At 45.0% G+C, this 15,114-nt stretch carries 14 protein-coding genes and 1 rRNA gene; 11 read left to right on the plus strand and 4 right to left on the minus strand.

Going from position 1 to position 15,114, the window contains the following annotated elements; genetic code table 11:
- Nucleotides 1-274: 274 nt before the first annotated feature.
- The 6 genes from ACIG3F_RS14975 to ACIG3F_RS15000 all read left to right on the plus strand — a co-directional run bounded on the left by ACIG3F_RS14975 (nucleotide 275) and on the right by ACIG3F_RS15000 (nucleotide 6,050).
- A complete protein-coding gene (locus tag ACIG3F_RS14975; protein WP_005250176.1) occupies nucleotides 275-1,231 on the plus strand; it encodes a sulfonate ABC transporter substrate-binding protein in 957 nt (318 codons plus the stop codon).
- Between the two features lie 24 nt (nucleotides 1,232-1,255).
- A complete protein-coding gene (locus ACIG3F_RS14980) occupies nucleotides 1,256-2,251 on the plus strand; it encodes an aliphatic sulfonate ABC transporter substrate-binding protein (protein WP_180087186.1) in 996 nt (331 codons plus the stop codon).
- Between the two features lie 36 nt (nucleotides 2,252-2,287).
- Nucleotides 2,288-3,463 carry an FMNH2-dependent alkanesulfonate monooxygenase gene (ssuD, locus tag ACIG3F_RS14985; RefSeq protein WP_004647160.1) on the plus strand — a complete coding sequence of 392 codons (1,176 nt, stop codon included), beginning with the start codon at nucleotides 2,288-2,290 and terminating at the stop codon, nucleotides 3,461-3,463.
- Complete coding sequence (ssuC, locus tag ACIG3F_RS14990) at nucleotides 3,463-4,278, plus strand: aliphatic sulfonate ABC transporter permease SsuC (RefSeq protein ID WP_180087187.1); 816 nt, start codon at nucleotides 3,463-3,465, stop codon at nucleotides 4,276-4,278. The genes ssuD and ssuC overlap by 1 nt, the downstream gene beginning before the upstream one ends.
- Before the next feature lie 21 nt (nucleotides 4,279-4,299).
- Nucleotides 4,300-5,106, plus strand: a complete 807-nt coding sequence (locus ACIG3F_RS14995; protein ID WP_396470424.1) for an ABC transporter ATP-binding protein — start codon at nucleotides 4,300-4,302, stop codon at nucleotides 5,104-5,106.
- 323 nt (nucleotides 5,107-5,429) lie between these two features.
- Entirely contained in the window at nucleotides 5,430-6,050 is a 621-nt protein-coding gene (locus ACIG3F_RS15000) for a TetR family transcriptional regulator C-terminal domain-containing protein (protein WP_004281222.1), read from the plus strand.
- 66 nt (nucleotides 6,051-6,116) lie between these two features.
- Here ACIG3F_RS15000 and ACIG3F_RS15005 read toward each other — a convergent pair whose 3' ends face one another.
- Entirely contained in the window at nucleotides 6,117-6,680 is a 564-nt protein-coding gene (locus ACIG3F_RS15005) for a 5'-nucleosidase (RefSeq protein WP_396470426.1), read from the minus strand.
- Between the two features lie 231 nt (nucleotides 6,681-6,911).
- Here ACIG3F_RS15005 and ribF point away from each other — a divergent pair, with 231 nt between their 5' ends.
- The 5 genes from ribF to ACIG3F_RS15030 all read left to right on the plus strand — a co-directional run bounded on the left by ribF (nucleotide 6,912) and on the right by ACIG3F_RS15030 (nucleotide 12,510).
- Nucleotides 6,912-7,913, plus strand: a complete 1,002-nt coding sequence (gene ribF, locus ACIG3F_RS15010) for a bifunctional riboflavin kinase/FAD synthetase (protein ID WP_180087190.1) — start codon at nucleotides 6,912-6,914, stop codon at nucleotides 7,911-7,913.
- A gap of 64 nt (nucleotides 7,914-7,977) precedes the next feature.
- On the plus strand, nucleotides 7,978-10,824 hold the full coding sequence (ileS, locus tag ACIG3F_RS15015; RefSeq protein ID WP_138743279.1) for an isoleucine--tRNA ligase: 2,847 nt from the start codon (nucleotides 7,978-7,980) through the stop codon (nucleotides 10,822-10,824).
- On the plus strand, nucleotides 10,817-11,356 hold the full coding sequence (gene lspA, locus ACIG3F_RS15020; RefSeq protein WP_396470427.1) for a signal peptidase II: 540 nt from the start codon (nucleotides 10,817-10,819) through the stop codon (nucleotides 11,354-11,356). Before ileS ends, lspA begins: the two co-directional genes overlap by 8 nt.
- Entirely contained in the window at nucleotides 11,349-11,831 is a 483-nt protein-coding gene (locus ACIG3F_RS15025; protein ID WP_253160421.1) for a peptidylprolyl isomerase, read from the plus strand. The genes lspA and ACIG3F_RS15025 overlap by 8 nt, the downstream gene beginning before the upstream one ends.
- Before the next feature lie 136 nt (nucleotides 11,832-11,967).
- Complete coding sequence (locus tag ACIG3F_RS15030; RefSeq protein ID WP_004281216.1) at nucleotides 11,968-12,510, plus strand: NADPH-dependent FMN reductase; 543 nt, start codon at nucleotides 11,968-11,970, stop codon at nucleotides 12,508-12,510.
- A 268-nt stretch (nucleotides 12,511-12,778) separates the two neighbouring features.
- On the opposite strand, the gene ACIG3F_RS15035 is transcribed toward ACIG3F_RS15030, so the two are convergent.
- The 3 genes from ACIG3F_RS15035 to rrf all read right to left on the minus strand — a co-directional run.
- Complete coding sequence (locus tag ACIG3F_RS15035) at nucleotides 12,779-13,117, minus strand: tautomerase family protein (protein WP_290444325.1); 339 nt, start codon at nucleotides 13,115-13,117, stop codon at nucleotides 12,779-12,781.
- A 535-nt stretch (nucleotides 13,118-13,652) separates the two neighbouring features.
- Nucleotides 13,653-14,825, minus strand: a complete 1,173-nt coding sequence (locus ACIG3F_RS15040; RefSeq protein ID WP_396470428.1) for a PQQ-dependent sugar dehydrogenase — start codon at nucleotides 14,823-14,825, stop codon at nucleotides 13,653-13,655.
- A gap of 206 nt (nucleotides 14,826-15,031) precedes the next feature.
- Nucleotides 15,032-15,114 (minus strand): 5S ribosomal RNA (gene rrf, locus ACIG3F_RS15045); the annotation flags it as partial.

Consider the following 15,114-nt stretch of genomic DNA (forward strand, 5'->3'; position numbering starts at 1 on the left):
GTGTAGCTATGAGGGGGCAGTTGCATTAGCTTGTATATTTATTTGGCTACCTTTATCGGGTAAATTCTATACTTGAAATGTCAACAGACCCTAATTTAAATATTAAATCTTCATTTTTATATAAATCACTTTTTCGCATAAGTTTTGCGCTTTTTTATTTATCTTTTTTCTTCATTAGAAATTCCTGAATAGTTATTTTTTTAGAAAAACAAAAACGATTAGCGTGTGTCTAAGTTTTCATTCACTAGTTTTTCACTTTCGGGAGTTTTGATTCATGCGCCAATCTCATGTTCAGTTTTTAGCAAAGACTGCAGTACTTGGTACTGCGATGGTGGGTGTCATGATGCTTTCAGGCTGCTCGAAAAAAGAAGAGACCATTACCCTGAATATCGGTTTCCAAAAATACGGCGTATTACCTATTTTAAAAGAACGCGGTACGCTGGAAACCAGCTTAAAACAGCAAGGGGTCAATGTGAAATGGGTAGAATTTCCGGCCGGCCCACAACTGCTTGAAGGCCTGAATGTCGGCAGCATCTCTTTTGGTGAAGCCGGTGAAGCACCGCCGATTTTTGCCCAGGCGGCCAACTCAAATCTGGTCTATGTGGCCAATCAGCCGCAAGCACCTAAGGCCGAAGCCTTGATTGTACCGAAAGATTCACCAATCCAGTCTATTCAGGATCTGAAAGGCAAACGGGTAGCCCTGAACAAAGGTTCAAATGTGCATTACCTGCTGTTAAAAGTTCTGGAAGCCAACAAGCTGACACTCGGTGATATTGAAGTGATTTATCTACCACCTTCCGATGCACGTGCTGCATTTGAACGTGGTGCAGTTGATGCCTGGGTCATCTGGGATCCGTTCTTTGCAGCTGCTGAACATCAGATTGGTGCGCGTGTCATTGCCAGCGGTGAAAATGTGGTGAGCAACCACCAATTCTATCTGGCAGATCGCAAGTTCGCAGAAAGCCATCCTCAGGTGGTACAGGCGGTTGTCAATGAACTAAACCTGACCACGGACTGGGTCGCAAAAAATCAGGACGCTGCCGCTCAGCTCCTGCAAAAACCGACAGGTCTAGCCGTCGATGTCTTAAAAACCTCTATTTCACGCATGGGCTTCGGTGTTAAACCCCTCACGACTGACGTGATTCAAAAACAGCAACAGGTCGCCGATGCGTTTTATGCGCAGCAGCTGATTCCACAAAAGCTGAATATTGATGCAGCAATTATTAAATAACAGCAGAATAATTCGAGAATAAAGATGAGTCATATAAAAACAGTTTCTTATATCAGCTTAGCGCTATTGAGCTTTAGTCTGACTGGCTGCCAGAAACAGGAACCACAGCAAACGGCTGCCGCAGAAACCACGTCAGCGCAACAAGTTAAAACCATTGCGATTGGCTTTCAGAAATCAGCCTTAAATCTGCTGGTGGCACGTGATGAAAAGCTGTTAGAACAACAATTTCCCAATGCCAAAATTGAATGGAAAGAGTTTCCGGCAGGCCCACAAATGCTGGAAGCCTTAGCAGTCGGTGCAGTGGATTATGGCTATGTGGGAAATACTCCGCCTATTTTTGCACAGGCGGCAGACAAAGCCCTGAGCTACGTGGCCTTTGAAAAAGTGGCGGGAAATTCTTTGGCCGTGGTCGTGCCGAAAGACAGTGCCATTCAAAATATTCAACAATTGAAAGGAAAACGGATCGCGGTGCAGAAAGGTTCAAGTGCCCATGAACTTCTGGCCAAAACCCTGGAAAAAGCCGGATTAAGCTGGTCAGAGATTCAAGCCGTCTGGCTTCCCCCTGCGGATGCACGTGCTGCTTTTGACAAAAAAGCCATTGATGCCTGGGCAATCTGGGATCCCTTCCTGGGTGCAGCCGAGTTCGACAGCAAGGTTAAGGTGCTGATTGAATCTAGTGACTTTCCACAAACCTACTCCTTTTATATCGGCAATCCCGAATTTATTCAGAAGCATCCGGATAGCCCCGGGAAGTTTATCCAGGCTTTAAATGCATCTGACCAGTGGATTCTTAAAAACCAGGCTGTAGCTCTAGATATTTATCAGAAAAGTACCGGTCTGAAAACGGATGTAGCGAAGATTGCATTTGAGCGTCGTCTTAAACCTTCGCCGGTACAACCATTAACGACGGAAGTGATCAAAGCTCAACAGAATATTGCCGATCTCTTCCAGCAGGTTCAACTGATTCCCAAAACCATCAGCGTCCAGCAACAGATCTGGTCGCCAGCGGCCACACATTGATGAGCAAACAAGATCATTTAATTTAAGGAATATTACATGAAAATTTTCTGGTTTATCCCCACTCATGGCGACAGTCGCTACTTAGGCACCAGCAAGGGCGCACGTGTTGTAGATCATGCCTACATGAAGCAGATTGCCGTTGCCGTGGATAATCTTGGTTATGAAGGTGTCCTGATTCCGACTGGCCGTTCTTGTGAAGATCCATGGTTAACTGCAGCCAGCCTGATTGATGCGACCAAAAAATTAAAATTCCTGGTGGCATTGCGTCCAGGCGTGACCACGCCGGCACTGGCTGCACGTATGGCCGCGACCTTTGACCGCTTGTCTAATGGCCGAGTACTGCTGAATCTGGTGACTGGCGGTGACGAGCAGGAGCTAAAAGGTGATGGCGTCTATGAAGATCACACAACCCGTTATAAAACGGCGACCGAATACACCACCATCTGGCGTGAAATTTTAAAACGCTCACATACCGGTGAAAGCTTTAGTTTCCATGGCGAACGCTTAAGTGTCGATGATGCAAAATTGCTGTATCCACCCATTCAGCAGCCGCATCCGCCTTTATGGTTTGGCGGTTCATCAGATGATGCCATTGAGCTGGCCACGGATCAGGTCGATACTTACTTGACCTGGGGCGAGCCACCGGCAGCAGTCAAAGAAAAAATTGCAGTGGTAAAAGCCAAGGCTGCAGCTAAAGGTCGTGAACTGAATTACGGGATCCGTTTACACGTGATCGTACGCGAAACCAATGAGCAGGCCTGGGCGGCGGCTGAAGAACTGATTCAATATGTGGATGATGCCACTATCGCTGCAGCCCAAGCCAAGTTCAAATCCATGGACTCGGTCGGTCAGCGCCGTATGGCAGAACTGCACAATGGCGATCGCAGCAAACTCGAAGTTTCTCCAAACCTCTGGGCAGGTGTGGGTCTGGTTCGTGGTGGTGCAGGTACGGCACTGGTCGGCGATCCGGAAACTGTCGCTGCACGTATCCAGGAATATGCCGATCTGGGGATCAGCACCTTTATTTTCTCAGGCTATCCACATCTGGAAGAATCCATCCGTTTTGCAGAACTGGTATTCCCTTTACTTCCACTGGAAACCCAGCAAAAACTCACTCAACCAAACTTGACCGGTCCATTTGGTGAAATCGTGGCGAACAACTACACACCGGACGAGAACAAGCAGGCTGAGAAAATTAAGGAGTCTGCTTAATGTCAAAAGTCGTTTCCGTTGAAACCCTGACCCCAAAGCAGGTTTCACGTGGAACAATTCTGGAGCAGCATCTGCTGCCCTGGCTGGTTCCAATTTTCTTGATTGCAGTTTGGCAAATTGCCTCTAGCACAGGCCTGCTGGAAAGCCGGATTCTGCCTGCACCGAGTGCCGTGGTTTTAGCCTTCTGGAATTTATTGCTCAGCGGTGAACTGTGGACGCATGTGCAAGTCAGTGCAGGACGTGCCATCAGCGGATTATTGGTAGGTGGTGGTTTGGGCCTATTGCTGGGTCTGTTAAATGGTTCATCCAAAACTGCCTCTACCCTGCTCGACACCACCTTGCAGATGATCCGCAATATTCCTGCACTGGCACTGATCCCCCTCGTCATCTTATGGTTCGGGATTGATGAATCTGCCAAATTGTTTCTGGTGGCGATTGGGGTATTTTTCCCGATTTATATCAATACCTATCATGGGATTCGTTCCGTCGATCCGCAATTGATCGAGATGGGCAAAAGCTATGGCTTAACTCGCTGGCAACTGTATAAAGAAATTATTCTGCCGGGTGCGATGCCATCAATTCTGGTCGGCCTACGTTTTTCTCTGGGTCTGGTCTGGGTACTGTTAATCGTTGCCGAAACTATTTCTGCTCAGTCTGGTATTGGTTATATGACTATGAATGCACGTGAATTTTTGCAAACTGACGTGGTTCTGGTAGGTATTTTACTGTATGCCCTGCTCGGCAAACTGGCCGATGTTCTGGCCGTGGCTTTAGAACGATTCCTGCTGCGCTGGCATGCCGGCTATCAAAAATAAAGAATAAATGAGGAGCATGTGATGACTGATCTTAGTTTAGGGCGTCATGCCAATGACCCGATTGCACCACTCGAACCACCTACAGCAGAGATCAATCCTGCTGCAGTGATCGGTGCCGAAATTATCATTGAACAGCTGCACAAGTTTTACGGTTCGGTCAAGGTTTTGGAAGATCTGGACCTGCATATCCAGCCGGGTGAATTTCTGGCAATTGTCGGTCGCAGCGGTTGTGGTAAAAGTACCTTATTGCGCCTGATTGCCGATCTGGAACAGCAAAGCTACGGCGAAATCAAGTTCAAGTCAGCCCGGCATATCCGTGAAGGCATTACTGCCGATGATATCCGAGTGATGTTTCAGGACCCACGCCTGCTGCCTTGGCGTAGTATCGAACAGAATGTGCAACTTGGTTTACCGAAGGAGCAGCATGCCAAAGCCTCTCAAATGCTGAAAAAGGTCGGACTCAAAGAAAAAGCCGGACTGTGGCCTTCACAGCTTTCCGGAGGACAACGGCAACGTACCGCCTTAGCGCGAGCATTATCGCATCAGCCGCGTATTCTGCTGCTGGATGAACCGCTCGGTGCTCTGGATGCCCTAACACGTCTGGAAATGCAAAACCTGATTGAGCGCCTCTGGACCGAACAAGGCTTTACCGCCATTCTGGTCACGCACGATGTCAGTGAAGCCGTGCAACTGGCAGACCGGATTATCTTGCTGGACAAAGGCCATATTGCCAAAGAGTTTAGAGTCAATTTGCCACGTCCCCGGCAAAAAAGTGTGACATTTGCAGAACTGGAACATCAGGTCTTGCAGGCAGTTTTAGCGACCTGAATACCCACTCCAACCCAAAATCGCACATGGTTTTGGGTCTTATTCTTATAAAAAATACTTTTATCTCAATGAGAAGACATTTTTATCAGTTTCATTTCAACATTATTCTTCTCTTGCATTGATGAAGAAAAAAAATGAATAAATGAAGTATTTTCAGAAACTTGAATTTTTCTCCTAGTGTAAATGCATTTAGCCTGTTTTAAATATTGATCTAGAGAATAAATCATCATTATTCAAAAAATTAGCCTGTGACTGTGTGCACAAATCTGATGATTTGCCGTACAATTGAGGATTCCCTTTTTCATTGTTTTTTATATTTGCTAATGGAACAAAAAAAGAGTACTCAAAAACGCAATCAGCTGCTAAATGCTGCACTAGACGTATTTTCCCTATATGGTTTTAATGGGGCAAGTCTGGATGAAATCGCACAAATTGCAGAAATGCATAAGTCGAATATTTTCTATTATTATGAAAATAAAGAAGCCCTGTATGTCGAGGTATTAACCACCGTTCTACAAAAATGGCTGGCACCTTTACAAACCCTGGAAGCTGAACTTGAACCTGAAGAAGCGATCACCAATTATTTGATGCAAAAAATTGAAGTGTCGCGTACCCAGCCTAAAGCATCCCGTTTATTTGCTTTGGAGGTGATTCAAGGTGCACCGCATATTCTGGAAATTTTAAAAGGTCCACTGAAAAAACTGGTCAAGCGTAAAGCCAAAGTAATTTCCAACTGGCAAGAGCAAGGCAAAATTTCTGCAGATATTGATCCTGAGTTACTGATTCTGAATATTTGGGCGATTACCCAGAACTATGCAGACTTTGCCACTCAAATGGAAATGGTCACGGGTAAAACCTTGCGTAACCGCAGCATGCAGCAACGCATTATCCAGCATACGGTTCACATGATGTTATACGGCGTGATTCCACGTACGGATAAATAAGCAAGCGCTTCTGATTGGCACACGACCATAGCTACTATGGTCGCCGAGCAAACTTAACCTTCCTATTTATTTTACCATTTGATATAAATCTAATAATTTTTTCGCACCTAGCAACAGATTTTCTTCCCAATCCAGATGCGCAGTCCCATTGGCTCCATCACTAATGTATTTCACTGAAATCAGCCGAACGCCCAGCTTTTTACAGACTTTGGCCAAGGCATAGCCTTCCATATCGACCAGATTACACGCCACTTTTGAAATACCGGTTTCAAAGCTGTCGCCTGTCCCACAAATCCCTTTCGGCAAATGGTCAAAGAAGGAATCCAGCTCAATCGCACCAGGGAAATGCTGATCCATCGGGGTTATGCCAATCTCAAAGCCGAGGGGTGAAACATCCATATCACGCTGTACAAATTGCGTGACTTCGACCAGTTCATGTGCATTGAAATGCGAACTCCCCGCGCTGCCCAAATTCAGCAAGGTACTGCAACCGGTGTTCTGAATCACCTCAAAAGCTTTAAAGGCCGCGTTGACTTTGCCAATCCCGCTGTAATGCACCTGAACGCCTTCTGCTTCAAACAAGCCTTTGGATTCATTGGATAGAGCCATGATGAGCGCCAGATCGGACATTCGAAACACCTGATATCAAGAAAAACCCTGACATTAGAAAACAAAAGCGGCTGAATGAAAAGCACCAGTGCTCTGATCAGACATCATCAATGTGTACAAAAACAAAACTGCTCAATTCTAAGGAAGATGAATTTTCAAGAAAAATATTGCATAAAAACACAACAGCAAGACGAAAGCGCGAGATTATGGCAATATATAGCCTCTCGATATTTCTAAGCACTTGATTTGCCCATGCAGCTGCTCCGTCTAAATGCTTTAGCCTCTCATTCTGAATTACCCAAAACTGCCGTGACCATCGGTAATTTTGACGGCGTGCATTTAGGCCATCAGGCGATGATCCGTCAGCTGCAACAGGTGGCCAAAGCACAGGGTTTAAAATCTGTAGTGATGATTTTCGAGCCGCAACCACTTGAATACTTTCAGGGTTATGATGCCCCACCGCGTATTTCATCATTGCGTGAAAAAGTTGAATATCTGACTGAGCTGGGTGTGGACTATATCGCAGTGGCGAAATTTGACCATACTTTTCGCAGCCTGACTGCAGAAGCTTTTGCCGACATTTTAAAAGAAAAACTGAATGCCCGGCATCTGGTCTTAGGCGATGATTTTCACTTTGGTAAAAACCGCCAAGGCAACAGCGAATTCCTGCGCAATTACGGGTTTGAAGTGACCAATTTAAATACCATTGCTCTAGATGGTGAACGGGTCAGTTCCACCCGGATTCGCCAGACCTTGCAAGCTGGTGATTTAGCCTTGGCCGCACAATTGCTGGGTCGTCCTTATAGCATTACTGGGCGGGTGCAATATGGCGATCAGATTGGTCGAACCATTGATTTCCCGACCATTAATGTACGGCTCAACCGTCATAAGCCCTGCCTGAAAGGAATTTATGGGGTGGAAGTCATTTGTGAAACCCAATCCTTAAAAGACAAAGTAAAAGCCGACTCTGCAACGCAAACCGGTATTGCGGGTTATGACCCGACTGCCCTGTTTGGGGCAGGTCATGTCGGCACACGTCCAGCCATCAAACAAGCACACCCAGAGTGGCGATTAGAAGTACATTTTCCAGATGTTTCTGCTAATCTGTATGGCCTGTTGATGCGGGTGACGTTCTTAAACTATTTACATGGCGAAAAGGACTATCCTTCGCTTGAAGCGCTAAAAGCCGGAATTGATGATGATGTCGAGAAACTGCTTGAGTTTCGTCGAAATCACCCCACATTTCCCTTTTAATATCCCATATTTTTATTGTAAAACGTGTCAGTGACATAACTGATTAGATTGGAAGATGACTTGCATGAGCGATAAGCAAACTCCTGAAAATGCAGTGGACTATAAAGCCACGCTAAACCTCCCAGGTACTGACTTTGCAATGAAAGCAAATTTGGCAGTACGTGAAGCGAAATGGTTAGAAGAGTGGTATGCCGACAACATTTATCAGCAGATTCGTGAATCGCGTATTGGCAAGAAAAAATACGTGCTTCATGACGGCCCTCCTTATGCCAATGGTCAAATTCATTTGGGTCATGCGGTCAACAAAGTACTCAAAGACATCATTATCAAAAGCCGTGTCATGGATGGCTTTGATGCACCGTATGTACCGGGCTGGGACTGTCACGGTTTGCCAATCGAACTCAAAGTCGAAGAAAAAGTCGGTAAAGTCGGCGTAAAAGTGGATGCATCTACCTTCCGTAAAGCCTGCCGTGAATATGCCTACACCCAAGTTGAGCTTCAAAAGAAAGACTTCGTACGTATGGGCGTATTCGGGGATTGGGACAATCCTTACTTAACGATGAACTTCAAACAAGAAGCTGACATCGTACGTTCATTGGGTGCAATCGCGAAAGCAGGTCATATCGAGCCAGGTCTGAAACCAGTCAACTGGTGTTTAGACTGTGGTTCATCACTCGCTGAAGCTGAAGTTGAATACGAAGATAAAAAATCTGACGCAATTGACGTCGGTTTCACGGTTGTAGACCTTGCTGATTTATCTGCACGTGTCGGCGTAGAAATCGCTGATCGTACGGATATCGTGATTTGGACAACAACGCCTTGGACCATGCCTGCCAACCAAGCGGTTGCATTACACGCTGAACTTGAATACCAACTGGTGAAAGCAATTGGTGAAGACAAAGCATCACAAAACTTCATCCTTGCGAAATCATTGGTTGAGTCTGCAACTCAGCGTTATGGCTTTACTGCATTTGAAGTGCTTGCTGAATTCACAGGTGCAAAACTTGAGAATTTAGTTCTTCAACATCCTTTAATTAGCGACCGCCAAGTGCCAGTGATCTTGGGTGAACACGTCACCGATGCGAGCGGTACAGGTGCAGTACATACCGCACCGGGCCACGGTGTGGACGACTATAAAGTTGGTTTACAGTACAACTTAAAAGTAGAAAACCCAGTCGGCGGTAATGGTGTGTATTTACCGACTTCGCCAATCTTCCCGGGCGAGCACATCTACAAAGCCAATCCAAAAATCATTGCAGCATTGACTGAAGCGACCAAGCTTTGGGCACACGTGGTGATCAAGCATAGCTACCCGCATTGCTGGCGCCATAAAACCCCGATTATCTTCCGTGCGACCCCACAATGGTTCATCAGCATGGATGCCAAAGGTCTGCGTCAAAATGCACTGAATGCGATTGAAAACGATATCAGCTTTGTACCGGACTGGGGTAAAAACCGTATCCAGGCGATGATTGAAGGTCGTCCGGACTGGTGTATTTCACGTCAACGTACTTGGGGTGTGCCAATTCCGTTCTTCGTACACAAAGACACCAATGAATTGCACCCACGTACGCCTGAACTGATTGAAGAAGTGGCTAAGCTGATCGAGCAAGAAGGCATTGATGGCTGGTATAACCGTGATGCCTCTGAGTTTATCGGTGCGGATGCTGAACAATACAACGCAGTTCGTGACACATTAGATGTCTGGTTTGACTCTGGTACAACGCACTATGCGGTACTGCGTGAACGTGAAGAACTGACTGATCCTGCTGATTTGTACCTTGAAGGTTCAGACCAGCACCGTGGCTGGTTCCAGTCGTCGTTATTGACCTCGATTGCGATTAACGAACGTGCGCCATATAAAGGTCTATTGACTCACGGTTTCGTCGTGGATGAAAAAGGCCGCAAGATGTCCAAGTCGATCGGTAACGTGATCACGCCGCAAGACATCATTAAAGATATGGGTGCGGATGGTTTACGTTTCTGGATCGCCTCTGCGGATTACCGTTATGAAATGACAGCGGGTAAAGAAATCTTTAGCCGTGCCTCTGACGGTTACCGTCGTATCCGTAACACGCTTCGTTTCTTGCTTGCTAACCTGAATGGCTTCAAACCATCAACAGATGCGCTTCCTGTCGATCAATTGATCGCGCTGGATCAATACATTCTGCAACGTGCATCTGAAGTGCAAGAAACCATTAAGAAAGCATACGAAGATATGAACTTCCATATCGTAACGACTGCTCTGACTAATTTCTGTATCAATGACTTGGGTGGTTTCTACTTAGACATCATCAAAGACCGTCAATACACCACGAAAGCGGATTCGCAAGCACGTCATTCTGCACAAACTGCGTTGTATCACTTGGTACAAGCATTCGTGCGTTGGATGTCACCAATCCTGAGCTTCACTGCACAAGAAGCTTGGCCGTTAATTCCTGAGCAATCAGAGAAATACGTGTTCACGGCTGAATGGTATGATATTCCTGTGGCTTCAACTGCAAATGTAGTATCTGAAGCTGAATGGCAAACGCTCATTGCCGTGAAATCTGCAGTAAACAAATTCATTGAAACTGCACGTACCGCGAAAACTGTCGGTTCTAACTTGTCTGCCAAAGTTGAACTTTGGGCAAATGCCGAATTAAAAGCAGTGCTAGATAAGTTAAGTGATGAGCTTCGTTTCGTACTGATCACATCACAAGTGATCGTCAATGAGTTTGATGCAGCACAAGGTGAAGCGTCTGATCTTGAAGGCTTGAATGTGAAAGTTTCAGCAGCTGATGGCGAAAAATGCGTACGTTGCTGGCATGTATTACCAGATGTAAATACACATTCTGCACATCCTGGTCTATGCGGTCGTTGTATCATCAACCTTCCTACAGGCCAAGGCGAAGAGAGAAAATATGCCTAATACCCACACCAAAAAGGGCTTATTCCAGTTCTATCCACATAATTTATGGTGGGTTGGACTGGCCATTCTGACGATCATTCTGGATCAATGGACCAAATGGATTGCAGTGACAAATCTGAACTATGCAGATCCTGTTCCTGTGCTGCCCTTTTTAAATTGGACACTGCTACATAACTATGGCGCTGCCTTTAGTTTCCTGTCCGATGCCGGTGGTTGGCAACGCTATTTCTTTACTTCACTGGCAGGTTTAGTGTCTGTAATCTTTGTGTTTTGGCTGATGCGCATGCCAAAAGACATGAAAATTTTACCATTGGCGATTGCCCTGATTCTGGGTGGTGCCATCGGTAATTTAATCGACCGGGTCAGCCTCGGCTATGTAGTCGATTTTATTCATGTGTATTACCAGAACAGCCACTTCCCTGCGTTCAATATCGCAGATAGTGCTATTACTGTAGGCACTATTCTGATGCTGATTGATACCTTTTTCTTAGAAAAACATCGAATTCAACGGGCGCAAGCACAACATGACTGATTTTATTCATCCTAACGAAGAAACCCGGGTTGCAGACGGTTCTAAAGTCGAGCTGCACTTTTCTGTCGCAATCGAAAATGGCGTGGAAATTGACAATACCCGTAGCCGTGAAGAACCGGTCAGCCTGGTGATTGGTGATGGCAATTTACTGCCTGGTTTTGAAAAAGCATTGTTTGGTTTACGTGCTGGTGACCGTCGTACGGTGAGCCTGCCGCCAGAAGATGCTTTTGGTCCATGGAATCCAGAAAACATCCAGAAATTTGATACGGTGAAGTTCGGAGAACGTCCGATCGAAGGTCACATGATCGAGTTTGAAGACAAAGCCAAAGCCACCCTGTATGGCGTGGTGAGATCGGTGAATGATGAAATCACTGAAGTGGACTTTAACCATCCATTGGCAGGCAAAAACATCACCTTTGAAGTGGAAATCTTCAAAGTGACACCTGCGGGTCAGCAAGGCATTAAACTGATGTAAGACATCAGCTAATTAACTGATTTTAAAAAAGCTCCTTCGGGAGCTTTTTTATATTCCGGATACAAATCATCTCTAGTCACCTTCCTGAAATCTGATTAATTTAATTTGATGATCAGACCCGAAGAAAGGATGAAACATGAAAATTTATATTGTAGTTGGAAGTGTGCGTGAGGGACGTACCGCGATTAAAGTAGCGCACTGGGTACTGCAGGAAATTAAAAGTTATGCCTTTAGCACTTTAGAAACTGAAATTGTCGATCTAAAAGAATGGGATCTTCCGCTGTTTTCTGGTGCTCATCCGCCATTGACCGGGATTTATGATCAGCCCAAACAGCAAGACTGGGCCGACAAGATTGCACTCGGCGATGCCTTTATTTTTGTCACACCTGAATACAATCATGGCTATAGCCCTGCCCTGAAAAATGCCCTGGACTATCTCGGCAAGGAATGGCAAGGCAAACCGGCAGCTTATATTGGTTATGGCGCGACCAATGGCTCACGTTCGATTGACCAGATTCGTCAAGTCGGCACTCAACTTGGACTGGTAGATACCAATGCCGTGATTGAAATCCGTGACATCTTTGCACGCAACAAAGATTATTCCTTCCAAGGCAATGAATTTGATAATAAAAACTTAAAAGCTGTGGTGGATAGACTGATTCAATATGTCAGTGCTTAATGACTGGACGACAGCCCTGTACGTTTTAGCCTACATGCAGCGCAGAGTTTAGCCGCTATGCGGTTGTTTTATGCGAGGCTATAGTCAGTACATAGACAGACAGGAAGTCTGCTCAGCGATACGACAACAATAAAAAGCGCTAATCAACAGGACGTTGACAGATTAGACAGGAGTCAGATCTGAGAAGCAAATCCAGAAAAGCCTCGACAGGATGTTGAGGCTTTTCTGTTTAAACTTTAGATTTAACGTGACTACTGATCTGGATGCATCAGACATTAACCTTAAACCCGAGATCAACATCACAGGCGGCTTGCCCTCCTCGAATCCCCCAATTTTCCAATGCACTTTCTCTCAGATGAATCAAAATATGGTCTGCAGGAATACCGATTTCCCCAAGACTTTTGACCATTTGCTGATACAAGTTGCGCTTGGTCTCCAGACTGCGGCCAGCAAAACAGTCAATACTGATCAAGGTAAAATATTCAGGCTGAGCTAAATGACTCATATACTGAAAACGATGCGCTTCATGCACGACCAGACGAATATTACGATCATATTCAGGTAGCTGAAAGGCAGTTTTCACACAATGAAATACGCTGTTAAGCAATTGTTCCTCAACTGCTTGAGGATATTGTTGGCGAACTTCAATTTAAATCGTAGGCATAGGAGTTTCCTTTTTATTATTTTATCGACATTTTTATTTATATCAGTTGATGCATATCAAAAGAGTATTCTCTCGCTAAGATACAGCAAAATCACCATCCCTATTTGTAATTTGATCGGATGATCATTTTAAAACAGTATTTTTGAATTTATCTTTTTAAAATTTGGCTGTCGGCTTTGACCTACAATCTATGCAGCCAAACTGCCCTATTGCGCTGTATCGCTTCAGGCTATATTCAGATCATACCAAGACAGGAAGTCTTGTAAGAAAAATAAAAAATTCACGTAGCAGGATGCTGATCGGTATAACAGATATTATACCTTTAACAGAATATGAAAAGGCCTTCACAGGATGTAGAGGCCTTTTTCTTTCATGTCAGCATCAGCTTAAAAATCCTTTCATTCAGAGGGTCAGCTCATGCTGCGTTATTCCACCTTTCAATAACTCATTTTCAGATAAGCATCCTAAAAGCAGAGGATTAAGGTGCTGTCATTTTTAACAAACCGGCTTGCGAACCATCTTGAATCACCCACAGTGAACCATCCTGTGCCTGAGCAACCCCGCGAATCCGCTCCTTCATATCCAGACGCTGGACTTCTTTCACTGGAGTCTGGGTCGTATCCACAATCACAATCGCCTTGGAAGACAGACCGGTCGCAATCGCTTTATTTTTCCATTTCGGGAAGACATTAGTCGTATAAAACATTAAATCTGAAGGAGAAATTACCGGAGTCCAATCCAGTGCCGGGGCCTCAAATTCAGGTCGGGTACTGTGGTCAGGAATCGGCTTGCCATCATAATGATCGCCATTGGACACTAACGGATAACCATAATTTTTAGCTTTGACAATCTTGTTCAGTTCATCGCCGCCTTTTGGTCCCATTTCGATCACCCAAAGCTGCCCTTTCGGATCAAAAGCCATGCCTAGAGGATTACGATGTCCAAGACTCCAGACCTGCTGGGCAATTTTACCCTGATTCATAAACGGATTATCGGCAGGGATTGAGCCATCATCATTCAGGCGAATAATTTTACCGGCGTTGGATTGCATATCCTGTGCAGGGTTGAATTGCTGACGTTCTCCTGAACTGATCCATAACTTACCATCCGACCCGAATACAATCCGATGGGCATAATGTCCCTGGCCTGAAAATTTCGGCACTTGCGTCCAGATCCGTTCAATTTGTGTGAGTTGAGGAGTGGCTTGATTTAAGTTTAATTTACCCCGGATCACCACTGCACCATATCCGCCTTGGCCTTGTTCAGCATAGCTCAGATATACCCACCGATTCTTTGCAAAATCAGGATGTAAAGCAACTTCGCCTAAGCCACCCTGGCCTCCATATGCGACTTGAGGTATGCCTTTAACTTCAATTTTTTTCTTGGTTTTTGGATCAAAGAGCTGCAATTTTCCTTTGCGCTCAGTAATTAATAGTCGGCCATCCTTTAAAGTAGTAATCGCCCACGGCTCATTAAATTGAGCAACCTGTTCAGTCTTATATTTTTGCACACTTGAAGAGACTGCATTCGATTTGGCAGCTGATGTAGATGTCTCTTGAGTACTTCTAGAAGATGGATTCTCTGCATGACAGGCAGTAAATGCTAAAGCACAACAACTGAGTAGAATTTTTATTTTAAATTGCGACAACATTATCTTCTCTATACTGATTTATTGTCCAAATTAACATCAAGATACAGAGTTTCTGGTCTAAATTCAGCATAGAAAAGTAAATAAATATATTTTAAAAATTATAAATAGAATTTATTTTAATAAAGAATTAGTGTCTAAGCTTTCCACTAAATCCCACGCATAAAAAATCCCCCTCTGCCTTAGCGGAGGGGGATTTTCGAATAATGAGCTGGCGATGACTTACTCTCACATGGGTAACCCCACACTACCATCAGCGCTAAGAGGTTTCACTTCTGAGTTCGGGAAGGGA

Source organism: Acinetobacter sp. NPDC052428, from assembly GCF_044547685.1.
GTDB classification, from domain to species: Bacteria; Pseudomonadota; Gammaproteobacteria; order Pseudomonadales; family Moraxellaceae; genus Acinetobacter; species Acinetobacter lwoffii_G.

Coding starts and splice junctions, on each gene's coding strand:
- ACIG3F_RS14980 (WP_180087186.1), top strand. CDS start 1,256: ATGAGTCATATAAAAACAGTTTCTTATATCAGCTTAGCGCTATTGAGC.
- lspA (WP_396470427.1), top strand. CDS start 10,817: ATGCCTAATACCCACACCAAAAAGGGCTTATTCCAGTTCTATCCACAT.
- ACIG3F_RS15005 (WP_396470426.1), bottom strand. CDS start 6,680: ATGTCCGATCTGGCGCTCATCATGGCTCTATCCAATGAATCCAAAGGC.
- ribF (WP_180087190.1), top strand. CDS start 6,912: ATGCAGCTGCTCCGTCTAAATGCTTTAGCCTCTCATTCTGAATTACCC.
- ACIG3F_RS15025 (WP_253160421.1), top strand. CDS start 11,349: ATGACTGATTTTATTCATCCTAACGAAGAAACCCGGGTTGCAGACGGT.
- ssuC (WP_180087187.1), top strand. CDS start 3,463: ATGTCAAAAGTCGTTTCCGTTGAAACCCTGACCCCAAAGCAGGTTTCA.
- ACIG3F_RS15000 (WP_004281222.1), top strand. CDS start 5,430: ATGGAACAAAAAAAGAGTACTCAAAAACGCAATCAGCTGCTAAATGCT.
- ACIG3F_RS15040 (WP_396470428.1), bottom strand. CDS start 14,825: ATGTTGTCGCAATTTAAAATAAAAATTCTACTCAGTTGTTGTGCTTTA.
- ssuD (WP_004647160.1), top strand. CDS start 2,288: ATGAAAATTTTCTGGTTTATCCCCACTCATGGCGACAGTCGCTACTTA.
- ACIG3F_RS14995 (WP_396470424.1), top strand. CDS start 4,300: ATGACTGATCTTAGTTTAGGGCGTCATGCCAATGACCCGATTGCACCA.
- ACIG3F_RS14975 (WP_005250176.1), top strand. CDS start 275: ATGCGCCAATCTCATGTTCAGTTTTTAGCAAAGACTGCAGTACTTGGT.
- ACIG3F_RS15030 (WP_004281216.1), top strand. CDS start 11,968: ATGAAAATTTATATTGTAGTTGGAAGTGTGCGTGAGGGACGTACCGCG.
- ileS (WP_138743279.1), top strand. CDS start 7,978: ATGAGCGATAAGCAAACTCCTGAAAATGCAGTGGACTATAAAGCCACG.